General features: G+C 71.5%; 18 protein-coding genes and 1 pseudogene. 4 read left to right on the top strand and 15 right to left on the bottom strand.

The features are described from left to right. Positions 1 to 48: 48 nt before the first annotated feature. From ACTIGN_RS15445 to ACTIGN_RS15470, 6 genes are all read right to left on the bottom strand, one after another. Positions 49 to 480 (bottom strand): hypothetical protein, encoded by a 432-nt coding sequence (locus ACTIGN_RS15445; RefSeq protein WP_439625357.1) that lies wholly within the window; start codon positions 478 to 480, stop codon positions 49 to 51. A gap of 38 nt (positions 481 to 518) precedes the next feature. Then, a complete protein-coding gene (locus tag ACTIGN_RS15450; protein WP_439625359.1) occupies positions 519 to 1,898 on the bottom strand; it encodes a hypothetical protein in 1,380 nt (459 codons plus the stop codon). Beyond that, the gene (locus ACTIGN_RS15455; protein ID WP_439625361.1) at positions 1,895 to 2,455 is read right to left on the bottom strand and encodes an RNA polymerase sigma factor; all 561 of its coding nucleotides are present in this window, start codon (positions 2,453 to 2,455) and stop codon (positions 1,895 to 1,897) included. The genes ACTIGN_RS15450 and ACTIGN_RS15455 overlap by 4 nt, the downstream gene beginning before the upstream one ends. An 890-nt stretch (positions 2,456 to 3,345) precedes the next feature. Beyond that, positions 3,346 to 6,948, bottom strand: a complete 3,603-nt coding sequence (locus ACTIGN_RS15460) for a S1C family serine protease (protein ID WP_439625363.1) — start codon at positions 6,946 to 6,948, stop codon at positions 3,346 to 3,348. 462 nt (positions 6,949 to 7,410) lie between these two features. Next, positions 7,411 to 11,745 carry a WD40 repeat domain-containing serine/threonine protein kinase gene (locus ACTIGN_RS15465; protein ID WP_439625365.1) on the bottom strand — a complete coding sequence of 1,445 codons (4,335 nt, stop codon included), beginning with the start codon at positions 11,743 to 11,745 and terminating at the stop codon, positions 7,411 to 7,413. Positions 11,746 to 11,813: 68 nt separating this feature from the next. Then, entirely contained in the window at positions 11,814 to 12,374 is a 561-nt protein-coding gene (locus tag ACTIGN_RS15470) for an ECF-type sigma factor (RefSeq protein WP_439625367.1), read from the bottom strand. A gap of 150 nt (positions 12,375 to 12,524) precedes the next feature. On the opposite strand from ACTIGN_RS15470, the gene ACTIGN_RS15475 reads away from it, so the two are divergent. Continuing rightward, on the top strand, positions 12,525 to 12,677 hold the full coding sequence (locus ACTIGN_RS15475) for a hypothetical protein (protein WP_439625369.1): 153 nt from the start codon (positions 12,525 to 12,527) through the stop codon (positions 12,675 to 12,677). Here the strand turns inward: ACTIGN_RS15475 and ACTIGN_RS15480 are convergent. Continuing rightward, entirely contained in the window at positions 12,674 to 13,327 is a 654-nt protein-coding gene (locus tag ACTIGN_RS15480) for a hypothetical protein (protein ID WP_439625371.1), read from the bottom strand. The two genes, ACTIGN_RS15475 and ACTIGN_RS15480, sit on opposite strands and share 4 nt — an antisense overlap. Before the next feature lie 522 nt (positions 13,328 to 13,849). On the opposite strand from ACTIGN_RS15480, the gene ACTIGN_RS15485 reads away from it, so the two are divergent. Next, positions 13,850 to 14,398: an antibiotic biosynthesis monooxygenase gene (locus ACTIGN_RS15485; protein WP_439625373.1), complete on the top strand. Its 549-nt coding sequence runs from the start codon at positions 13,850 to 13,852 to the stop codon at positions 14,396 to 14,398. A gap of 1,433 nt (positions 14,399 to 15,831) precedes the next feature. On the opposite strand, the gene ACTIGN_RS15490 is transcribed toward ACTIGN_RS15485, so the two are convergent. Continuing rightward, positions 15,832 to 16,065 carry a hypothetical protein gene (locus ACTIGN_RS15490; RefSeq protein ID WP_439625375.1) on the bottom strand — a complete coding sequence of 78 codons (234 nt, stop codon included), beginning with the start codon at positions 16,063 to 16,065 and terminating at the stop codon, positions 15,832 to 15,834. 76 nt (positions 16,066 to 16,141) lie between these two features. Next, complete coding sequence (locus ACTIGN_RS15495; protein ID WP_439625377.1) at positions 16,142 to 16,408, bottom strand: helix-turn-helix domain-containing protein; 267 nt, start codon at positions 16,406 to 16,408, stop codon at positions 16,142 to 16,144. Between the two features lie 409 nt (positions 16,409 to 16,817). On the opposite strand from ACTIGN_RS15495, the pseudogene ACTIGN_RS15500 reads away from it, so the two are divergent. Further along, positions 16,818 to 17,143: pseudogene (locus ACTIGN_RS15500) on the top strand (IS701 family transposase); the annotation flags it as partial. Positions 17,144 to 17,392: 249 nt separating this feature from the next. Continuing rightward, positions 17,393 to 17,635, top strand: coding sequence for a hypothetical protein (locus ACTIGN_RS15505; RefSeq protein ID WP_439625475.1), 243 nt, complete (start codon positions 17,393 to 17,395; stop codon positions 17,633 to 17,635). Here ACTIGN_RS15505 and ACTIGN_RS15510 read toward each other — a convergent pair. From ACTIGN_RS15510 to ACTIGN_RS15535, 6 genes are all read right to left on the bottom strand, one after another. Further along, positions 17,616 to 18,569, bottom strand: coding sequence for a hypothetical protein (locus tag ACTIGN_RS15510; protein ID WP_439625379.1), 954 nt, complete (start codon positions 18,567 to 18,569; stop codon positions 17,616 to 17,618). The two genes, ACTIGN_RS15505 and ACTIGN_RS15510, sit on opposite strands and share 20 nt — an antisense overlap. A 13-nt stretch (positions 18,570 to 18,582) precedes the next feature. Further along, entirely contained in the window at positions 18,583 to 18,768 is a 186-nt protein-coding gene (locus tag ACTIGN_RS15515) for a hypothetical protein (protein WP_439625381.1), read from the bottom strand. A 1-nt stretch (position 18,769) separates the two neighbouring features. Further along, positions 18,770 to 19,852, bottom strand: coding sequence for an MBOAT family O-acyltransferase (locus ACTIGN_RS15520; RefSeq protein ID WP_439625383.1), 1,083 nt, complete (start codon positions 19,850 to 19,852; stop codon positions 18,770 to 18,772). A gap of 422 nt (positions 19,853 to 20,274) precedes the next feature. After that, on the bottom strand, positions 20,275 to 20,397 hold the full coding sequence (locus ACTIGN_RS15525) for a hypothetical protein (RefSeq protein ID WP_439625385.1): 123 nt from the start codon (positions 20,395 to 20,397) through the stop codon (positions 20,275 to 20,277). A gap of 311 nt (positions 20,398 to 20,708) precedes the next feature. Then, positions 20,709 to 21,965, bottom strand: a complete 1,257-nt coding sequence (locus ACTIGN_RS15530; RefSeq protein ID WP_439625387.1) for a glycosyltransferase family 4 protein — start codon at positions 21,963 to 21,965, stop codon at positions 20,709 to 20,711. Then, positions 21,962 to 23,080 carry a glycosyltransferase gene (locus tag ACTIGN_RS15535; RefSeq protein ID WP_439625389.1) on the bottom strand — a complete coding sequence of 373 codons (1,119 nt, stop codon included), beginning with the start codon at positions 23,078 to 23,080 and terminating at the stop codon, positions 21,962 to 21,964. The genes ACTIGN_RS15530 and ACTIGN_RS15535 overlap by 4 nt, the downstream gene beginning before the upstream one ends. Between the last annotated feature and the right edge of the window lies 1 nt (position 23,081).

Raw genomic sequence — 23,081 nt, forward strand, 5'->3', positions numbered from 1 at the left:
TCGCTCGGCGCTCGGGCTCGGACCAATACGAATCCCACAGATCCGGGATCAGTCCTGCGCGTCGCCCTTGGACTTCTTGGGCTTCTTCGGGGGTGCGGGCGGGGCGACGTCGGGCTGCCCCTTCTTCGGCTTGGCGGTCGGGGCCGGGGGCGTGGCCGGTTGCTTCGCCCGCGTCGCCTGGAGCTGGTGGATCATCGCGGCGAGCTGGCGGCCGTGGATGCCCGACTTCGCCCACGCCGACACCTTTGGGCCGATGCCCTCGGAAGCCGGTTCCGGTTCCGGCTTCACGGCCATCGGAGCGGGCTTGGTCGCCTTCGGGGCCGGCGCGGTCTTCGGCGCGGGTGCCAGCGGTGCCTCGTTCTTCCGCCAGCCCTTGCCGGGCGGCGGGCCGGCGGTGCCCGGCTTCGCGTCCTTCTCGTCGGCCGCGACCGCGCCGACCGCGGCGAACAACACAGCGGCGACCAGAGAGTGCTTCAACATGCCAACCTCCGTTACGGGGTACCGAATCGAGCGGGCCGTCACGGCTTCTTGGACCACCCGGGCGGCCCCTTCCCGGGGTGGTCGTCCTTCTTCCACGGCGGGCCGTTGCCGTTGCCGTTGCCCTTGCCGGCCGGCTTGCCGGTGGCCTTGCCCCGGCCCGGCGCGGACACGGCGAGGGCGCGCTCCAGCCCGGCACGGGCGGCGGGGGGGGCCTTCGCCAGGTTCCGTTCGATCACGTCGGTCGCCCGGCCGGCCCGCTCCCGGACCTCCGCAACTTCCTTCCGGAGCTTGCCCGCGGGGTCCGCCGCCTCCACCCGGTCCAGGTTCGCGGCGACCCCGGTTTCGAGAACGAGGTCCAGCGCCCCGCCGACCCGGGCCGCGTCGTCGGGCCGGTCGGCGACCGACAGCACCGTCACCGCGTGGGCGAGCGCGGCGGCGAGCCGGGTCGATTCGTCGGCGCGGGCCAGGGGCGTCTCCGCGTCGGCCGTGCGGATCGCGTGCGCCGCGAGCGCCTCCAGCGGCGTCGCGGGCGCGGGCCACGCGGGCGAAACCGGGAGCAGCGCATCGTCGCGAGCCGCGGCCGCGACCTCCCGACACGACGCGACGAGCGGGCCCAGCATCTCGGCGGCGACGGGGACCAGGGTGCCCGACGCGGTCGCGATCTCGTCGGCCGACCGGCTCAGGCCGTCGCTCAGGCGGGCGGCGAGGGCGGACCGGTTCGGCTCCGGCACGCGGGCGAGGTGCTTCGCGACCCCCAGCTTCAGAACGCGGTCGTGCAGCACCGCCAGGCGCGGGAGCTGTTCGAGGTCCCCCGCCGCGGCCCGGGCCAGCGCGTCGGCCCGGAGGTCCGCGGCAAGACCGCTCAGGACGTCGAGGTGCGACGCCGGCGGACCGGCCGCGATACTGACACAGTGACGGGCGACCTTCGCCACCAGTCCCGGGGGGAGCGACGGGGGCGGCGCGACGGCCAGCGCGGCGGGGGCGGCCGGCGACTGCGGGCTCGGGCGCGGCGGGGCGGGCTCCCCGGGGCGCTTCCTGGCCGGCAGCGGGTCGGGCCTCGGCTCTTCGACCGTTGGGGGCGCCACGGGCTTGGGGGCCGTCGCCCGGCCGAGCCACCAGCCCCCGACGAGGAGCAGTACGACCGCGGCCCCCAGGCGAGCGCCCCGGCGGGCCGCGAGGTGCCGCCCTGCGTCATCGGGCCGGACTTGCGCGGCGTCCGCGAGGGCCGCGTCGAGCCGCGTGCGGGCCCCGCGGCCCGCGGCCGGAACCAGTCGCACGGTGGCCTCGTGGAGTTGGCTCAGTTGCGCGACCTGGCCGAGGCACCGCGGGCACCCGGCCAGGTGCCGGCGGACCTCGCCGGGCAGCGCCCCGGGCGAGCGGGCGGCCAGTAACCAGGGTTCCGCGGTGCCACAGGTCATCGTCGCTCGTCTCCCAGGTACCGCTTCATCGCGACCGCCAGCCGCCGCCGCGCGTCGCACACCCGCCACCGCGCGGTCTCCTCGGTCACGTCCAGCACGCGGGCGATCTCGGCGTAGGGCAACTCTTCGTGGGTCCAGAGGAGGTAGGCGGCCCGGTACGCCTCGGGGAGCTTCTCGACCGCGGCCCGCAGCGCCGCCCCCGCCTCCCGCTCCTCGGTCCGTTCGGGCGGCCCTGGTGCCGGGTCCGGGGCGTCGACCGGCGGCGCGCCCGCGGCCGACCGCGGCGAGCGGAGCAGGGCGAGGTGCTCGTTGCGGGCGATCCGGAACAGCCACACCCGGAACGTCTCCGGGGCGGCGAGCCGCGGCAATCCGGTCCACGCCTTGAGGAAGGTCTCCTGGGCGAGGTCCTCGGCGGCGTGGGCCTGTCCCGAGAGCCCGGCGAGCCAGCGGCGAACGGGGTCCCAGTACCGGTCGACCAGGACGGCGAACGCCGCACGGTCGCCGGCACGAGCCCGTCGCACCCAGCCCAGCTCCTGCTCGTGGTCCGCGTCGCCCACGGGTCCTCCCGCCCAAACAGATGCGCCCCGCCGTGTCGTGTGAGAACAATTTTCGGTTCGGCCCGAATGCGACCCCGCCACGGCCCGAGAAACTCGGCGCCTCGCGTGGACATCATTGTTGAACGGGCCGGCCGGCGCCGAGCGGGTCGGCCCGCGGGCCCCGAACCTGAACGCCCACGCCGACAGGCTCACGCAGACCCCGCGCCGCGGGCTGTTCGACCACAGTGGTGCGACGCGGCCCGGCGTCGCACCAACTGGCGAACGGCACCGGCACGCTGCCCCAGACCGGGCCCACCTTGCAGGTGTCGGCCACGTCCGCATCTGCCGTTGGGCCGTGCGTCAGAAGCTATCGGAACACCGGCTGACACCCCGGTGCTGCGGGGCACGTCGCAACGTGGTGGTGTCCGGGATGGCCGCCCAGACGGGTGGCGGGCTGAAAGGGCATCCGGTCCGGCTCGGGCAGCAAGCGAGGCGGTCGGACCTGGTGGACGTCTTCGACGCTGGACCGGACATGGACCTGGGTTCGGTAGCAGAGCAGCAGGAGTTCACGCAGACTTGGTATCGCTCACTCCACATCACGGATTAGAGAGTGTGATCCAAACTGGACCCAGTAACCAACCCATTCGCCGTGCTGACGGGCCAGGCAGGGGATGATGGTGCTCTCACGGTTACCATTAATGGCGGAGTCTCCGGCGTACGGGTCGTCGATGGGATGGAAGTCACACTGACGGGGAAGACCTGACAAGTTCCACGCGCAGGCGCTGCGCCGAGAGGGCCTCGGCCACTTCTGATCTCCGGCGAGCGGCCCCGGCCCACCCGGGAGTTCATGGAGCACGCCTGCAACGCGTGCAGCACGTCCCGAACGCCTTCCCGGGGCGGGACGCTCCCGCTCACTTCTTGTCCGGTTCCTTCAGGAGGACGCCCCAGGCGGCGATGTCCTTGCCGGTCTTCCGCCCGACCACCCCGACGACGAGCGTGCCGTCGCCCCCGGAGGTTGTCGGCCCGGCCCCGCCCTTGCTGCCCACCCACTCGCTCTCGTAGCTGTCCTTCGGGTCGAGCTTGCCGTCGACCACCTTCATGAACGTCACCGACAGCCCGTCGCAGAAGAACAGGCCCTTCGTGCTCAGCGCGCCGACGGCGTACCCGGGCTTTGCCACGACCTTGACCACGGTGGCCGACTCGACGCCGACCCACTCCCCGACCGAGTCCTTGTCCCCCGCCCGGTAGACCGGCCGGCAGGCGCGGACGACCTCGCCTCCGGACCCCTTGGCGAGCCCCACCTCCAGGCCCACCAGGAGGCTGCCCGCCGGCCCGGCGACGCGGAACTCGGCGTCCCCGCCGCCGAGGATCTTGCCCGGCTTGCCCGCCGGCCACGGCGCGTTGTCCTTCGCGGTGTCCGGGTAAATGACGCCCAGGCCCGTCACCGCGCTCCGGGCGTTCGCCACCGCGAGCAGGCCGACGATCGGGGACCCGTCGCCCAGCCTGGTCCCGCCCTTGTCGCACACGGTCTCGCCCTCGTAGCTGTCCTTCGGGTCGAGCTTCCCGTCGACCAGCTTCATGAACGTCACCGTCACCCCGTCCAGGTTGAGGCCGGTCCGCACGGCGACCGCGCCGACCGCGTAGCCCGGCTTCGCGAGGACGCGGACGGGCCGCGACGTGTCGGTGCCGAACTGGTCCCCGGGGACGTCCTTCTCGCCGACCCGGTACACGGGCCGGACGGCGACGATGATGTCGCGGTTGACGAACTTGCCCAGCCCGAACTCCAGGCCGACGAGCACGCCCCCCTCCGGCGCGAGGCTGCGCACCTCCTGGGCGCCCCGCCCCTGGATCCGCGGGCCGCGGTTCGCCGCGGGTTGCTCCGGGCGCCTGGGTGCCGCGGTCACCGAGGGGTCGAACCCCTCCTGCCCCTTGAACAGCAACCCGAACGCCGTCGTCTCGCTCCCCACGATCTTGCCCACGATCCCGACCGCCGGCGGGCCGTCCGTCACCACCTTGAAGGCGTCGCTCTTCCCGTTGAACCCGGCCCAGTCGCTCTCGTAACTGTCCTTCGGGTCGAGGGTGCCGTCCGGCTTCACCTTCATGAACGTCAACGAGAACCCGTTGCACCACCACCCCGCCTTGCCCGTGACCCCGCCCACCGCGTACCCGTCCCTGGCTTTTAGCGTGACGGACCCCGTCAGGTCGTCGCCGAACTGCTTGCCGAACTCCTCCTTGCCGCCCACCCGGTAGATCGGCCGCACCGCCCGCGCGATGTCGGTCGCCCCGAACTTCCCGAACCGCACCTCCACCCCGACCAGGACCGCGCCCTCGGGGCCGACGGTCTTGAACTTCGGGTCGTGCGCGATCGACCCCAGGATGGTCGGCTCCTTCCCGCCGACGATCAGCTTCGGTTCCACCACCACGACCGCGGCCGGGGCCTCACCGGCGGTGTTGACCTCCAGCGCCTCCTGGCCCTTGAACACGAGCCCGAGCGAGTACGTCTCGGTGCCGGCGATCCGGCCCACGACCCCGACCACCGGCGGGCCGTCGCTGAGAACCCGGCCCGTGTCGCCCTTGCCCGTGAACCCGGCCCAGGTGCTCTCGTAGCTGTCCTTCGGGTCGAGCGTCCCGTCCGGCTTCACCTTCATGAACGTCAGGGAGAACCCGTTGCACCACCACCCGTACTTGGCGGTGAGGCCGCCGACGGCGTACCCGTCCTTGGCCTTGACGGTGACGGACCCCGTCAGGTCGTCCCCGATCTGCTTGCCGAACTCCTCCTTGCCGGCGACCCGGTAGATCGGCCGCACGGCGCGGACGATGTCGGTGGACCCGAACTTCCCGAACCGCACCTCCACCCCGACCAGGACCGCCCCGTCCGGGCCGACCCCGCGGAACTTCGGGTGGTGGGCGTCGGTCCCGAAGATCACCGGCCCCTTGTCGCTGGGCACCAGCTTCGGCACCGTAGTCGCCACCTCGGGCACCCGCGCGACGTCGCCGGGCCGGTGGAACGAGGCCAGGACCGTCTCGGCCTCGGCCCCGGCGACGGCGGCCGCCGCGCCCGAGACCCGCACCAGGTACACCCGGTTGGCCAGAATGAAGGCCCGCACCCGGGTGACCTCGGCCCCCGCTTCGATCCGGTACTCGGCCCCGACCAGGCCGCCCGCCTGCGCCTCGGCCGCCTCGGTGATCCGCCCCTTCGTCTCCTCGCGGAGCGCGTTGCGGACCGCCGGGTACAGGCCGGCACCCGCGCGGGTGAGGACCGGGGGCAGGGTGATGACCTCGGCGCGGTAGGTGAGCCCGTCCTCCGTCTTCCCGCCCACGCCCACGGCGGCGAGCGCCTCGCCGGCCACCGTGACGGCCCGCCGCTCGTCGCCCTGGCGGGTCGGCTTCTCCGGCACCCACACCACGAACGCCCGGTTCGGGGCCGTGTACTCCTTCCACCCGGCCGGGGGCGGGCCGGCCAGGTCGCCGGGCTTGGGCGGCGGGGCCAGCGAGAACCCCCGGGGCCGCGTGGCCGCCGCGTCCGCGCCCGGCCCGCGGTCGGCGACCACCTGCACCATCACCAGCCCCTCCGCCTTCTCGACGCCGACCTCGCCGGCCGCCACCCCGTTCTCGATCTTGAGCGCGACCTTGCGGGCGTCCGGGTGCTTGTCGAGTGCCGCGGCGTCCGGTGCCTTCCCCTTCGGGGGCACGACGACGCAGTACGCGGTCGCCCCGCGGACCGCCCCGGCCGGGTCGATCACGTCGGCCGTGACCCGGGCGCTCGGCTTCCCGTCGGCCCCCGCGGCCACCGCGACCCGCACCCGGCCGACGCGCCCGGCCATCAGCCGCTCGACCTCGGCCGCCGGGACCAGGAACCCGATCCCCTGTCCCTCCTTCGCGCGGGCCACCGCGACCCCGACCAGCCGCCCCTTCGCGTCCACCACCGGGCCGCCGCTGTTGCCCGGGTTCAGGTTCCCGTCGATCTGCACCACGGCGAGTTCGCCGTCGTCCCCCTCGCGGAGGCTCGACACCGACGCCTTGCCCACGGTCACCGCCGGGAACCCCTTGCCCACCGACAGCGCCTGCCCGAGCGGGAACCCGAACGAGTACACGCTCATCGTCTCGAACGGCTTGGGCGGGTTCGCGAACGCGATTGGGAGCGGGGCGTCCTTGACCGCGGCCACGCGGAGCACGGCCAGGTCGCGGTCCTCGTCCGCGGCGACCACCGTGGCGGGGCACTCGCGCTCGGCCCGGGTGCCGCTGCCGAACACGACCGTCACCACCGGGGGCTTCGGCCGGGCCCCGGCCGGGACCTTCACGGCGACGTGGTGGTTGGTGACCACGAGCACCCGGTCCTTGTCCGCGGCGACCACGAACCCGGACCCGGACCCGCCCCACCCGTCCCCCTCGACCCGGACGTACACGCTGGCCGCCTTGACCGCGGCGACGGTCTCGGCGGCGAGCGCGTCGTCCGCTCGGGCGGGGGCGGTGCGGGCCAGTAGGCCCGCCACGAGGACAAGGGCGTGTAACATGGGTCGGTCCGGGTTGGAGGCGCAGACGGTTGAGTGTCGGTCACCGGACCGGGCGTGTCAAAGTGATTTCCGGACGACCGAGGCGGCGGAATGGCTGGCGTGCGGAGGCCCGCTCCCGATGCTCTGGTTCCTGAAGGGAAAGCTGCCCGACCGTACCCCGCGGCTGTTTGCGGTTGAGTGCCGCCGCTCGTCCGGTTCGGTCGGGGGGCCGACAAGCGGATCTCGGAGGGTTCGAGCGAATGGATGCCCTCGCCGACGGGGGCGGAGCGGCTTCCGCCTGGTGGTTGCCGGTCCGGAATCGCGTGTTCCTGGCGGCCGCCGTCAACTCGGGGCCTGCGGGGGGGCGGTGCGAGCCGCGGTGAGTGCGGCTGGAGCTAAAGCTCTAGCCGGGGGGGTGCTGAGCGACCGCGGTAAGCATCCCCAAGGGCGCGGGTCCCGACCGGCGCCCGACGACGCGGGCGATCACGCCCGTGGCGGTGACCGATTGGTCGTGGATCGGCTGTCCCGGTGCGGGCGCGTTTCGCGTGGCGGCGGGGCGACCGCCGGGGACGTCTTCTCCGCCGCCTGCTTCCGAAGTGTCGCCACGTCGGCCCAGAACTGGGCGAACGCCTTCTGCTCGTCCCCCGGGAGCTCGGCCAGGGCCGTCGCGTCGCGGACGCCGGCCAGGGCGGCGTCTCGCTGCCAGTGGCCCAGGCCCTGCACGACGCCGCGTCGGGCGTACGGCGGGCCGGCGTCGAGGAGCTTGCCCCAGTCGGCCAGGTCGGCCCTCAGCCATCCCAGGGCGAGCCGGCGGAACCTCGCCCTCGTCGCCTCGTCGAACCGCTCGGCGCTGCCCGGCCCCGTGGCGGCCAGGGCCGCGGCACGGGTAAAGACCTGGCGCTCCAGGGGGTCCGCGGGCCGGTCGAAGTCGCGCCAGCGGACGAACGATTCGCCCGGCCCGCCACGCACGGCCAGGGAGTTCCACCCCTCCCGCAGTTCGACGAGGGTCGGTGCGGTGCCGACAAGCGGGACCGCCGTCTCGTTGAGCCACAGCCGATCGGGGGGGACCGGGCCGATGTCCAGGGCGGCGACCGCCCGGCGCGGGGCGAAGACCCGGCAGACGGCCGTCTTGCCGCCCTGGGGGAGTGACACGAACCCGTTCGGATCGTCCGCGGGGGCGAGCCACCGTGCGGTCGCGTCGGACGGGGGGAACGCCGGCGGCCGGTCCCCCGGGCCGTCGACGGCCCACCAGCCCCCCGGGTAGGCGACCGCCGCGGGGGCGGGGTGCCGGGCCAGTTCGGTGAAGTCCACCGCCGCCGCGTCCCAGTCGCCGCGCCGGGCGAGCACCTCGGCCCGGAGCCGCCGGGCCGTGGCGTCGGTCGCGTCGCGCCCGATCCGATCGCCCAGGTCCCGCAGCGTCGCCGGCGACCGCTCGCCGAGGTACGACGGCATCGCGTCCCAGGTCAGCACGTTGCCGTGGTCGTCCCGGGTCACGAGCTGGCACCCGGTGGGGTGCCAGTGGACCTCCCGGGCCGCCGCCGTGTGCCCGCGGAGGGTCAGGGTTTCCTGCCCCGTGGCGGCGTCCCAAACTCTGACCGTGCGGTCGTAGCTTCCGGTGGCGATTCGGGTCCCGTCGGGGCTCCACCCGACCGAAAGGACCTGTCCGGAGTGCCCGCGGAGGGTGCGCACCTCGGCGCCCGTGGACGTGTCCCAGATCGTGGCCAGGCCGTCCCACCGGGACGAGGCAATCTGCCGGCCGCCCGGGCTCCAGGAAAGGCCCCCCACCCCCGTGTTGCACGACATTTCGAGCAACTTGCGACCCGTGGTGGGGTCCCACAGGCAAATTCGTCCGCCGTCGTTGCCGGTTGCGACGCGGTCGCCCGACGGGGACCAGGCGAGCCCCCAGTGCCGGCCCGTGGTGGTCACTTCCGTCAGGACCACCCGCTTCCCGGTCGCCGGGTCCCAGACGGCCAGCGCCCACCCCCACCCCGAGCATGCGATCCGCGTTCCGTCCGGACTCCAACAGATTCGGAGCGGGGTCCCGGGCGCGCCCTCGAGGGTCCGGATCAACTCGGCCGTTGCGGCGTTCGAGACGCGGACCAGGTTGTCCTTCCCGCTCTCGGCGGACTTGGTCCCGTCCGGGCTCAACTTGATTTGAGTCCACCCGGGTTGGACCTTGCCCGGACCCGGTCCCGGCGGGACGGCCCAGACGCGGGTCACCCCTTCTTCGCCGGTCGCGGCAACTGATCCTCCGTTCGGGTTCCAGGCGACCGCAAGAACGTCGCCCCCGTTGCCGCGCAGCGCCGAACGCACCCGCCCGGAGTCGGCGTCCCAGACCTGCACGGCCCGGTTCCCGCCCCCGGCCGCGATCTGCTTGCCGTCGGGACTCCAGCACACGCCGTGCAGGTAGTACTCGGCCCCGGTCAGGACCGCCCGCTCCTTCCAGGTTTTCGTGTCCCAGATGCGGACCGTCTTCTCCCAGGCGGCGGTGGCCAGGCGGTCGCCCGTCGGCGACCACGCCACGCCGAGAATGCCGTGGGGCGGGCGCCCGGGCAAGTCGGCGACGAGCGCCCCGGTCCCGGCGTCGAGGACCTTGGCGACCGAGCCCCAGGAGCCCACGGCCAGTAGCTTGCCGTCCGGGTTCCACGCCACCGCCGTCCCCCAACTGCCCCCCACCGGCGAACTGATCACCTCGCGCCCGGTGTCCGCGTCCCACACGTGCGCGCGCATGTCGTGACCGGTCGCCGCCACGCGGGCCCCGTCCGGCCGCCACGCGACCGCCGTGACGGCGACCCCGGGGCCGCAGAGTTGGCGGACCTCTCGTCCGGAGGCGGCGTCCCAGATGCGGGCGGTGCCGTCCTTGGACGCGGTCGCCAGGCGGCCCCCGTCGGGGCTCCAGGCGACCCCGTTGACCGGCCCCGTGTGCCCCCGGACGCAGGCGACCTCGCGCCCCGTCGCCGCGTCCCAGATGCGGACCGCGTTGTCCGCGCCGCCGGTCGCCAGGCGCTTCCCGTCCGGGGCGTAGGCCACCGCGTGGACGCTCCCGGCGTGCCCGCGGAGCGTCAGGGTCGCCTGCCGGGCCAGGCTGTCGAGGTGGTACCACTCCCAGCCGCGGAGGTCGGTCCCGGGCGCGGCCGGCCCCCACCGGGCCAGCAGTTCCCCCACCCGCCCGAGGCCGGCGGGCGCCTCGGCGGCGAGGCCGGCCAGGGTCATCTCGGCGTAGTACAACTTCTGCCGACCCTGGTCCCGCTCGGCCCGGAGCAGGTTCCGGTTGCCCTCCGCCTCGGCCCGCGCGGTCTCGGCCCGCCCCCGGTGGTCGTTCGCCTCCCCCTCCGCTTGGCGCGCCGTCCGGGCCTCGCTCTCCGCGTGCCCCTCCGCCCGCTTCGCCTCCCCTTCCGCCCGGCGCGCCGCCTGCGCCTCCTCGCCCGCCCGGACCGCGAAGTACGTCGACGCGACGACCCCGGCGACCAGCGACAGCAGGACGAGGCCCGCCGCGAGCACCCGGCCCTTGTGCCGGCGGACGAACTTCTGCAGCCGGTAGGCCGTGCTCGGCGGCCGGGCCTCGACGACCTCGTCGTCGAGGTACCGCTGGATGTCACGGGCCAGCCCGTTGGCCGTCTCGTACCGCCGGCCCCGGTCCTTCTCCAGCGCCTTCATCACCACCCAGTCCAGTTCCCCCCGCAGGAGCCTCGCCAGCTTCAGGGGCTCGATCCCCCGGACGGCCGCGATGCTCGGCAGCGCGACCGCGGTGCTGAGCCGGGTGCTCGGCCGCGGCGGCTCGACCTCCCGCACCATCCGCAGCATCTCCAGGATCGCCCCCCGCTTGAACTGCTTGCTGTCGATCGGCGGCGACCCGGTGAGCAGCTCGTAGAGCACCACCCCCAGGGCGTACACGTCGGTGCGGGTGTCGATGTCCATCGAGGTCGGGTCGGCCTGCTCCGGCGACATGTACGCCGGCGTGCCGACGATGGCCCCCGCGTCCGAGAAGCTCAGGTCGGTCAGCTTCAGTTCGGTCGCCTTGGCCACGCCGAAGTCGATGACCTTCGGCGTCGGCCGGCCGTCCACCTCGGTGACGAGCACGTTGCCGGGCTTGAGGTCGCGGTGGATGATCCCCTTTTGGTGGGCGTGCTGGACCGCCTGGCACACCGCCACGAACAGCTCCAGGCGGGCGGCCACCGGCAGCCGCTTCTGGTCGCAGTACTCGGTGACCGGAACGCCGCGGACCAGTTCCATGACGAAGAACGGCTGGCCCTGCTCGGTGGTGCCGCCGTCGTACACGCGGGCGATGTTCGGGTGGTCCATCAGGGCGAGCGCCTGCCGCTCGGCGTCGAACCGGGCCAGAACCGCCTTCGTGTCCATCCCCGCCTTGATCAACTTCAGCGCCACCTGCCGCTTGACCGGCTCGCTCTGACTGGCGAGGTACACCGACCCCATGCCGCCCTCGCCGATGACCGCGACGAGGGTGTACCGGCCGGCGACGGTCGTGCCCAGCTCGAGGGCGGTCGCGTGGGCCGGACCGGCCGGCGCGGGCGGGCCGCCGAAGGTGCCGGTGGCCGCGTCGGACCCGAGGTCCGCGGTCTCCTCGTACGCCGGGCGGCGGGCCGGCGGGGCGGCCCCGCCGGTGACGTCGGTCCGGGCGAGGGACGGGGGCTCGAGGATGCTGTCGGGGTCGGCGTGGGCGGCCAACAGGCGGTCGACCTCGGCCCGCAGACCGGCGTCGCCGCGGCACGCGTCGGCCACGTAGCCGGGCCACTTTTCGGACGGGAGTTCGACGGCGGCGAGGAACACGTCGCGGGCGCGGATCGGATCGGCGGGCATGACGACTTCTCCGGTGGGTCACCCCACAATGCGGATTCCCGGTCGGCCGAGTCTCGACAACCGCCGAATTACTTCCCCGGCGCGTCGGCGAGGCGGGCGGTCAGCCAGGCCCTGGCGTAGGTCCAGAGCCGGAAGGCGGTGGCGCGGGGGATCCCGAGTGCGGCGCCGGCCTCCTCGGCGGAGAGCCCGCCGAAGACCCGCAGTTTCGCCAGGTCGGCCGCCGCCGGGTCGACGCACGCGAACCGGGTCAGCGCCTCGTCCAGGTCGAGCCACCGGTCGGGGTCGGTCGCGCCGGCCGCGAGGCGGTCCGGGTCGAGGTCGGCCCTCGCCGAGCGGTCGCCGCGCTTGATCGCGTGCTTGGCCCGCGCGTGGTCCACCAGGATGCGGCGGATGGCCTCGGCCGCGGCGAAGAAGAAGTGCCCGCGGCCGTCAAAGTGTTGGCCGCCGAGGAGGCGGAGGTACGCCTCGTGGACGAGGGCGGTGGCGTCGAGGGTGTGGCCCGGGGCTTCCGCGGCCATGCGCGCGGCCGCGAGCCGCCGCAACTCGTCGTACACGAGTGGGAGCAACTCGGCGGGGGCCTGGCGGTCGCCGGCCGCGGCGGCATCGAGCAATCGGGTCACGTCGGACATCAAGGCCGAGTTTAGCGGCACTCGGGGTCAGAACCACAGGAAATGAGGGCGGATCTGTCAGTTCCTCCGCCGGGGCGATACCGGTCGCCGCTGCGGCGGGTCGGTACCGCGGGCCCGCTCCTCCAGGCCCACGGCGACGGCGCCCGGGGCGTGCCGTTCGAACTCGGTCGGGAACGGTTCGACGCCGCCAACGAGCCGAAACGCTTCGAGCGGGTGGCCGGGGTCGGCCACACCAACCCTCCCACGGCGGGGTACAAGGACGCGCTGTGGTACTTCCTCCGCTCGCTCCCGGACCGCCACTAGCTCGCGTCCGGGTTGAGCAACTCGGCCGCGGTCGGGACGAGTTGGCTCGTTGACAGGGCGTAGTACGGCGTCCGCCCGAGGCGGGTAAACCCCATCCGCCGGTAGTACTCCCGCAGCCGCACCGCCCCCGCCCGCCGCTCCGCCTTGGTGCCGTGGCGAGGTATCCACCCTTTGGGGACGGCCAGGAGCTTCGCGGCGTCGCGCCGGAGGGGGGCAACCAGGCCGACGGCCAGGCCGCACCCGCCGCCGGCCAAGTCCACCACCCGCCGGACCGCGAGGAGCCCCAGCTTGAGCTTCCGCCACTTCGGCGACAAGACGACGTAGTCGAGCACCAACAGGTCGGGTTCGGCCGCGTCGAACCGGGCCATCAGGCCGTCGCGGAAGTGGTACGCGTCGGGCTCGTACAGCAGCGCGTGGAGGTAGTGCAGCTCCCCGCTGTGCGCGTCGCACGCGTCGAACAGGGACGCGCCCACGTTGTGAGCCAGGGCCGCGTGAACCCGGAGGGCGGCCACCTTGCCGACGCTCGTCACGGCCCCGGTCTCGTCGTTCCTACAGGTGATGACGCCGCGGATCTCGGAGATGAAGTTCGTCGGCTCGCCGTCCGGGTGGAGGCTGCCCTGGGTCCGTAACACGATGTCGAAGCTCGCCACTCGGTCCTCTCCTGCTCGTGACCTGGCCCGGACACCGTTCGCTCAGCGGGGTGCGGGGCGAAGTGTATTGTCAGCAGGAAGGGCCGGGGGCTCAACCCGATGTTCGTGTTCGGCCCCACTTCCTTGCACGCGCGGCGTGCCTCCCTTACACTCCCTCCGTTCCTTCGGCCGTTTAGCTCGGTGCCCTGCACCAGGGCGATGTTGCGTCGCCCGAGCGTTTGTCCGGTCGTGCGTCCCGGGGAGGGCTGTTCCAGCACCGCTATCGGCCGAACGTCTCCGTGGCCAAGAACGGTCTGGAGCAACCCCGCCGGTCGTGGTTCCGTTCTTGGCCACGGAGACGTTCGGCCGGCGGTGCCGCGAGCCCTCCGCGGGCCAGGTCCAGAAGTAGACGCCGAAGGACACGTTGCGGGCGGGGGCACCCCGCCCGCAACCGTTGCAGGTGTCGGTGACTCAGTGGCACGGTGGCTCGGGTCACTCTGTCTGTGCCGAGGATGATGTCGACCAACCGCAGGGTGATTGAGCATGACCGACGAGGGCCCGGTGACCGTGGTCGTCCGCCACCGCGTGCGGGTGGGTCAGGAGGCGGCGTTCGAGGACTGGCTCCGGGGCGTCACCCAGGAGGCCCTGCGGTTCGACGGGCACCTGGGGTTCCACATCATCCGCCCGACCGACCCGCGGCGGCCCGAGTACCTCGTCCTGTTCCGGTTCGACACCCTCGACCACCTCACTCAGTGGGAGGACTCGGCCGCCCGCGAGGCGTGGCTGGCCCGGGTCGCGCCGCTGACCACGCACCCGCCGGCCCGGGAGCGGCACACGGGGATGGAGGTGTGGTTCTCGCCCCCGGCCGGCCGGGCCCCGCCGCCCCGGTACAAGATGGTCGTGGTGACCGTGGCGGCCCTGTACCCGCTCATCTCGGTGGTCCAGTACGCAGTCGTCCCGGCGCTGGGGGACTGGCCCCTCGTGGCGCGGACCCTGGCGACCACGGTCCTGATGGTGTGCGTGATGACGTACGCGGCGATGCCCCTGATGACCCGGGTCCTGTCCCGGTGGCTCTACGGGCGGAACGCCTGAGCACGCACGAGGCGCGGGGCCTTCCTGCTCAGGAGCGGGGTCGGTGGAGAGCGGCTCCCCAATCCCGAGTCAGATGTTTTTGAGCAAAGGATTGACAGGGAGGTGTCGTTCGGGGAGACTTCATGTACCGTCGGCGACCCCTCTCACGAGCGCGGAACCGGCGGCCGGGCCGGCCACTTTCCCACCGGCCCGGGAACAGTACCGCCCGGACTTGTGACACCCTCTCCCCTGTGTCACGAGTCCGGGCGGCGTGTTTTTTAACGGACGACGGCTCGCCGAGCAGAGTGCCTCTCCCCTCACTGTGCTCGACGAGCCGCCTCGTTGAGAGAAGTGAAAGCACCTCCCGTACCAAACGCAGCGAGAGCCGACCGTTGGTACGCTAACCGGTTTTATGTCAACGTCTTGTGACCGGGCGAGTGCTTCCGAGCGGGACCAACTACTCCTGGCTCCTGCTCACAGGTTGGGCGTTCACGAGGTGGTCTGCCCATAGCCTGCGCACCCTCACTTGCTATCCCCTTGGCCCGCGCCACACTCGCCTTCTGAAGGAATGCCCCGCGGACCACACCCGCCCGCTCTGGAGATGGACCTCGACGTCAACGGTGGCTCGGTCCGCCCCTGACTCAAACACCCGCTCCCGCCACCCCGGCACGGCCGCCTCCAGATGCGTGCGGAAACCTCCGGGCCAGTGCCATCACGATGGTGGCCCACGGTGGTAGCCTACGGTGGTGGTAGCCGCGCCCAGAGCGCGAACGCGACGGCCCACGCGCTCGGGCGGAGCGTCCAGACGGCACAGTACTACGTGGACTGTGAGAAGGCGTTCGACCGGACCGACACCTTGAGGAACGTGTCAGGGCAGTTGCTCCCGCCGTCAGAGGGCGACGGGCCGGTTGAAAAATAGTGTAGCGTCGCGCGGAGAGCCAACGAGAAAGGGGTTGCGGCACTTGCCGCAACCCCTTCGTATTTCAGGACTTGTTGAGTGGCCCCTGTCGGGCTCGAACCGACGACCCGCTGATTAAGAGGCGCCTCAAGTACGACCCCGAAAACGCCCCGAACGCCAGCGTTTTCTAGGGAAATCTTATCAGCCGCCCAACGTTGCGTACAGTGGAATCCGTTGCGTGGAAATGCTTGTGCGTGTGGAATTTCCACAGCCAACTGTGGAATACTGTGGAACGGATATTTTCGGTCCCCGTGCCGCCAGTTCCAGTCCGACATTCCGTCGCGCGGGTCGGGTACGTGCGGCGGAGGTGGGGTGCGCGCCCGGTCGAGCAGCTCGTCGAACCGGTCGGACGAGCCGGGCAACTTGCACAGGCCCGCGGTGGACTCGCCATCATTCCACGCGAGGTGAGTGCCGAGCGCGTCGGTGCGGACGGTGTAACGGAGCAGTTCCGCAATCAGCCGCTGGGTGTGTCGCACGCACCACGCCCACAGCACGGTCAGGTCCTCTCGTTGCCCACCAGGTGCCGGCCCCGGGCCGGCACCTGGTGCGGCGACCGCCCGGGCCGGACGGGGGTGAAGGGGCGCCCAGTTGACGCCGGCCACAGCTCGTGCCCGGTCTTCGTCAGCAGTTGCTTGACGAGCCGCCCGCCGGCGGGGGCGAAGTCGAGGCAGGTGCGGATGCCGTACGGGGCGAGCCGGGACGCCCGCCGTTCGCCGGCGCCGCTGACCACCGCTACCGGCAGGGGGGCCAGGATCGCCCGCTTTCGTCGCTGCGCTCGGCGACCTCTCCGCGTCTCGTTGAGTGGGTCACTGGGTTCCCCCTTTCGTGGCCTCGGCCTCCCGGCTCAACCACGCCCGCAAGTCGGCCACGGGGTACAGCACCGCCTTGCGCTTGCCGGTGCCCACACGAACGCAGGGGATGTGGCCGTCCTTTGTGAGCTGCCACAGCAGGCGCGGTGAGATGCTCAGAGCCTTCGCCGCCTCACGCGGGCGGAGAGCCAGGGCAGAGGAGGGGATGTCGGTCGTCACGGTTGCCGGCCCAGGGGGTCGCGTACCGCGGAGCGCGGTTCGCATACTTGTTGCGGAGCGTTCGGCTTTTTTTTCTGTCGAGCAGCCGGCTCGTCGCGCGGAATTGCCCGCGAACTCAGGGCGTCCCGGGGAGTTGCAATGGTTGAAGGTGTCCGGCACCCGGTGCCGAACGATCGAGCACCGAGCGAGCTTCTACGCTTTGTGACGGACGCCGTCGTCAGTGGGTCGGCGCCCGCGCACCACCTCGCGGCCGTGAAGTTCGTGATTCAACTTTCGTAGCAGCACGTAAAGCACCGCGAAATCGCCGCGGCTGAGCGCCTTGTACCTGTCGTATCCATCGAGATGCAGCTCGGAGAACGCCGAAGCGGTCGAATGCGATACTTTTTAAGAGTTACGCAGTTGGGTACGGCTGTTCAGCAGGCACCGGCCACGCGAGCGGAGTAGCACTACGGTCATGAATCCCCCGCGGCGCGCCCCCGAGGACTACATCCAGTTCCTGCTGGCCACGCCCCGGGCGTGTACCGCCACAGAGGCCGCCCGCGTGCAACCCGACCGCTCCCCGGACCGGCCCACGACGCCTTCACCCAGTTGCTTCATCGGCTCGAGCCCGACTCGGCCACCCTGTGGGAGGAGGTGGCCCCGCTCGTGGACCGGTCCGCCGGGGTCCTCGTGGCCGACGATGGGACCCTCGGCGAGCTCCACGCCCGGCACATCCCGCTGGTCACCCGGCACTGGTCCGGGAAGCACTACCGGGTGGTCGACGGGATCAACCTGCTCAGCCCGGGCGCCTCGGCCGCGAGCCGGGCGGCTGCGAGCAGGGGCGGTGGGGAGGCCCATCGGGACCAGTATACCCACCGTTGTGCCGGACCGGAACAGCACGGTCAGCTTCCCGTAAGGGTCCCCGCGCGTTGCGCCGTAAGCGTGGCTGGTATTCCGCGGTCGGGGCGTGTGCGGTCGTGTACGGGCGCCCGAAGCGGCACCCGCCTGCGAGTCGTACGACTCGCAGGCCTGATCCGGTACGGCGAGTACGTGGCCAAGGTGGGCGTCGTCCCTGCCACCGACGCGCTGAGGGTGGCGGAGAAGGGGTTCGACGTGACGGACGAGGACGGGTTGGAGGCGGCGACGCGGGAGTTCTTCCGGACCCATGAGGCTCGGTACGATTGTCAGGTGCAACTAGCGGTGGGCGAGAAGACGACGCCGGCCGAGGACCCGACGGTCGACTGGCCCGAGGACGTGGCCCGATACCGGACGGTCACCGCTTGGGCGGGATGAGGTTGGCAATACGGCGGGTAAAGGTTCGGGCGCCGACCGCGTTCAGGTGCAGGTGGTCAGCGAACCCTTCCGGCCCAACCCAGTCCGAAGCAACCAGGTACTCACCGCCCGCGGTCCGAATGAGGTCAGCCACGTACTCACGATATGCGGCCCATTCGGGGTTGGAGTAGAACCGCCGCCGGTGCTCGTCGGTCACCGGCATTTCGACGATCACGACGGGAGAGCCGTTCTCGACCGCACGACCGAGGATCGCAGCGATTGCGGGGGTGAGGGGTTGCCGCTCTTGAACGACCCGACGACAGGACGTGGCGAAGTCCGCGTCGTCAGTTGGCTCCAGGAGTGCGAAGTCTTCGACGCGGCCGAACCGGTTGACGTCTTTGTTCGGGAGGCCGACCTCGCCCAGCACCCGCCGCACCCGCTCGACCTTTGCCCAGATGGTCTGTCGCTCGACCAGTGCGGGCACCCACCCGAGCGTTCGGATGCGCCAAGCGGCAAGCAGGTTTCCCGGGGCATAGAACCCGGCCGCGACTCCGGGAGAAACGTAATACGCCATCGCCCGGTTGCCGACAAGGTCGTCCCACCCGCCGACTGCGGGCTCGGTCAGTTGCCCATCGAAAAACCCGTAGTAGACCGTTGCCCCGCGGTGCCGGCCGAGGCGATCATAAATCAGGTAGTGTTCGACAGGTCCGGTCGAGCCCAAGCCGGCATTCAACCCGTGGCGGTCCGGCCGCGCAGTGGTGAACGCGGTCTCGTCGAGGCCCGCGGCCATCATCGAGTTCCCCAGGAACAGGTCGGTCGCCGGGTTCCCCTCCTCACAGTGGCGCAGGAGTTGGCGTGGTACCGTGTTCACCGCCGCCCGTGCGACGAACCAGTTCGCGGCTCCCAGAACGATCGCGGTAACGGCCAGTTGCGTGATGAAGTAGCTTGCGTTCACTGCAGCAGCCCGGTTAGAAATCGATGTAGATGAACTTCGACGCTTGCCCGCAGAACAGGAAAGCGACGCAGAGGAGCGTGCCCCACCACAACCCCCAGATCGGTGACCATAGCGGGAGCGGTACCCCCAGAGGCGGTTCGTCGCGCTCGCCCCCGAGGTACTCGCACAGGTGCTTCAGCCAACCTATCGGAGCGGGCACGCTAGCCTCCCAGCAGCCGTCGGAAGAAGAGTACCGATGTGGGAAGGTCCATTGCGAAGAACGCCCACCCGATGTTCACACAGAGGTAGGTTAACAACCACCCCGGGGCGCGAGAAATCAAGGACCGGCGCTCCTCCTGTCGCCCGCGCCCCCTCCCCGACCACCACCTGTGCGCGACGAGGAGGACTCCGTGCCACGCTCCCCAGACGAGGAAGTTCAGGCCGGCCCCGTGCCACACGCCGCTAACCAACATCACAATCATGATGTTGCGGCAAACGCGCTTCTCCCGGCCGCGGGACCCGCCGAGGGGGATGAACACGTAGTCGACCAACCACTTGTAAAGTGACATGTGCCAGTGCCGCCAGAACTCGGCGATGTTGGTCCGGAAGTACGGCCAGTCGAAGTTCTCGGGGATGCGAATGCCGAAGAGCCGGCCCGACCCGATCGCGATGTCCGAGTAGGCGGAGAAATCGAAGTAGATCTTCCACCCGTATGCGAACAGCCACACGGGGAGCACCCACCGGTCGGCACGGGCGATGTCGGCCGCGTTCAGGTGGTCCGTCAGGCTGGTCAAGAAGTCGGCGACGGCAAACTTCTTGACGAGACCGGTCAGGATGCGGGTGATTCCCCGGTTCCAGTCAAGAGCCCAGGCCGGACTCGGGTTCCGGAGGCACGGTGCGAAGTCCTGGAACCGTTTGATCGGTCCCGCGACCATTGTCGGGAAGAAGAAGATAAACGCGAGGTACTCGCCCGCACTCCCGCGCTCGACCTTGCCCTCGCACCGATCGACCGCGTAGTGGATGAATTCAAAGGTGAAGAACGATACGCCCAAGGGCAGGAACGCACCCGCCCAGTGAAGGCCGGCGGTCTCCGGCGGGGCCAGCCCGACCAAGAAGTTCCAATACTTGAACGCGACGAGTACGAGCACGCTCACCGCGATACCGAACCAGCATGCCCATCCGCCAGGACGGTATAGCGTGCGGAAGCACGCCTCCCACACGAAGATCAGGACGCACGCTGCTCCCCACCACCCACCGAGTTGAGTGACCGAGAAGTAGACGAAGAATACCACCCCGAACGCCACGCAAACCCACGGTCGAGTGCGGGCCGACGCGCAGCGGAACCAAATCGCCGCCGGGAATAAAAAGAGGAAATAATAAGCGACTGTGTTGAAGATCAATTTTGCTATCCGTGCGTGAACCGTTTGAACTTGCCTATGTTAAGCGAGCAAGTCCACCATGAGGGGCAGGATCTTCTCGGTCCCACACAGCCGGGCGTGACTCGGACTGCCAATACCCGGTGGTGAGCAACGCCCAGCAGGCCGAGACCGGGGTAGCGGCCCGTCGGGCCAGTTACAGCGGGTGTTGCGGCCAACCTTCACGAAGAGGAGCACGACCAGGCCCGCGCACCCGCCGGTCACCGCGGTCGATCCGCCGCCCACGACGGGAGCCTGGTCGGGCCAACCGGGGAGGTACAGGCCGACGCTCGCGCCGATCAGCGACGTGATCACTCCACCAGCAGCCACAACGACCCGACGTGGCTCTCCGGAGTGGCCTGGAAAATCGGCCCCGCCACGAACACCAGCGCTGCCCGGTCGAGCGGCCAGGCCGCCAACAGCGCGACCGGCACGCCGATACTGGCAACTCCCTCGGCCGGTTTCGCGCACAAGATGATCGCTGCCGTACCGAGCGCTACCCAGACGACCCACGAAGTGACCGCGACGGGCTACAGGCGGCCCCGGTTTATCCCCCCCACGTGACCAGGTACCCGGCCGACTGGTTCCGCCAGGTGACGCGACCGAGTGGGCTCGTCCGAAGGAGCACCGCCCCGGTAGCACACGCGACCCTGCCGCATCCGCCCTGGAGTCCACGACAGCCCAATAAGGGGCGGCAAATCAAGTCACAAACCATCATCCGCTAAATTCTCATGGCCAAAACTTATCAGACTCTGACCCCTTCATCCCGTTCGGGCGGTTCGCCGGTCGGCCGCCGCCGCATCACCACCACGCCGTACACGCCCCACAACTTCGCACCGTAGTCGAGCGCATCGAATCTGGCGGCCGCCGCATGGCGCGCAGCCAGGCTGAGTTGAGCGCGGAGGTCTGGATTCCGCGCGAGGCGACAGACCACTGACGACAACTGGTTGACATTACCCGGTTCGAACCCGAGCGCGTCAACACCGTCGGTGAACAACTCCGTCGCGCCACCGGCCGCACTCACGACCACCGCCCGCCCACACGCCATCGCCTCGGCGATCGTGAGGCCGAACGGCTCGGGGGCGGTCGAGGCGTGGACGACGACGTCGAGCGCCCGGTACACCGAGGCCGTGTCGGTCTGGAACGGCACGAACGCGACCCGGTCGCCGAGTCCGCGAGCCGCGACCGCCTCGCGCAGTTCGGCGGGGGTGAACTGGGCCGGGGTCTGGTAGATCGGCCCGCCGACGACGTACCACCGGACCCGCAACTCGGGTGCGTCGGCTCCGAGCCTGGCGGCCGCGTCGAGGACGGTCAGGTGCCCCTTCCACCGGGCATAGGTCGCCACCAGGCCAACGCGGAGCGTGCCAGTTGGTGCCACGAGCACCCCCGCGAGCCGGTCGAGTTCCGGGCCGTCGCCGGCACCCTGGCAGAAGCGCGAGATGTCGATGGCGTTCGGCACCACGCGGACCGGCACGCCTGGGAGGACCGCCCGCACGTCGGCGGCCACGGCGTTCGAGATCGCCACCACCGCCTTCACCCGTGCCCGCGCCCGCCGCAGCAGCCATCCGGCGACGGGCCGCGACCCGTAGAAGTCGTGTGCGTGCCAGACGAGCGGCACGCGCTTCGGGACGACGAACGGCGAGAGCAAGTGGGTCTTGATGCCGTTGGAGTGGACGAGGTTCGGCGCGAACTTCGCGATCCTGTCCCGGAGCCGGGCGACGAACTGCGCGAGCGCCGGGAGCCGGTGAAGTGATCGGAGCGCGGCCGCGGTCCGACCGCCCGGCCGCGAACTGTCGCCGAGCGCCGCGAAGTCCGCCGGCAGCGCGATGACCTCGACCTCCGCACCGATGTCGCGCACCGCACCGGCGAGGGGTCCGTCGGCGAGAACGACGACCCGCACGACCGCACCGGGCCGCTCGCGGAGGACGCCGCGGACGGCGGTGAGGAGCACCCGCTCCGCCCCGCCCAAGGTGCCGACCGGACTGAGGTACAGGAGCCTCACGCCGTTCGTCGCTCGCGCAACCGCAGGTACGCATCCGCGATCACCCGGGCGTGAGTCGCCCAGGAGAACCGGGCGACGTGTTCGAGGCGTGCCGCGAGCGGCGGGATGGAATGTGAGTTGTTGAGAACATTGACTACGGCGGCGGCCCACGCCGGGACGTCGGCCACGGGGCAGTACGCTGCGACGGTGCCCCCGGCCTCGCGGAGCGTCGGCAGGTCGCTCGCCACGACAGCGGCCCCGCACGCGAGCGCCTCGATCACTGGCAGCCCGAACCCCTCAGCGTCACTCGGCACGACGACGACCGCTGCCCGGCGGTACAACTCGGCGAGTTGCCCCCGAGACAGGCCGCGGACCTGGGCGACCGAGGACCCGAGGCCGACGACCTTATCGGCAAGCGCGGGCCACCACGGCCCGCCCACCTGGACGAGTCGAAGCCCCGGAACACGCCCGCGGACAGCGGCGAACACGTCGAGGAGGACGTCGAGCCGCTTCCGCGGGGCGCTGCTCCCGACGTGGAGCAGGAACGGCGGGCCGGTGGCGACGGGCAGGCTCACGACCGGGTTTGGGTCGGGGGTGTACTCGTCGGCGACGCCGTAGGGCGCGTGGATCAATCGGTCGGCTGCCACACGTGCGAGGCTGTGCAGATCGTTCCCGATCGCGGCCGTGCTGTGGAACACGACCGCCGCTCGGCGCAGGCCGTCGAGGGCCCGCTGCGCCTGACGCCGGAACCACCACGGCCGACGCTCCGTTGCGGGATCCAGGACCGAGCGGAAGGCGTCGAGGTCGTGGCAGTACACCCCAGCGCGGCCGAGCGGAACGGAGCTGACGAGGTGTGCGTAACTGTGGTCGGCGACGTGAACGAAGTCGGTCTGCCGGGCGACGCGGCAGACGACCCGGGGGAGGAGCAGGTAGCGGTTGAGGGCGCGATCGGCGTTGAACCCGGGGCGGCCCGCCCCCGGCACCCGTCCGAACACGCGGGCGAACGCCGGAGCGACGTCGGCCTCTTCGACTCCGGGCGGGAGGTGAGCGAGGAGTTGGTCGGCGCACAGATCCATGCTCCACCACCCCTCGGCCCGGAAGTCGCGCACCACCGCGAGGCGGAGAGGGCTCGGCACG

The organism is Gemmata sp. (genome assembly GCF_051859125.1).
Taxonomy (GTDB): domain Bacteria; phylum Planctomycetota; class Planctomycetia; order Gemmatales; family Gemmataceae; genus Gemmata.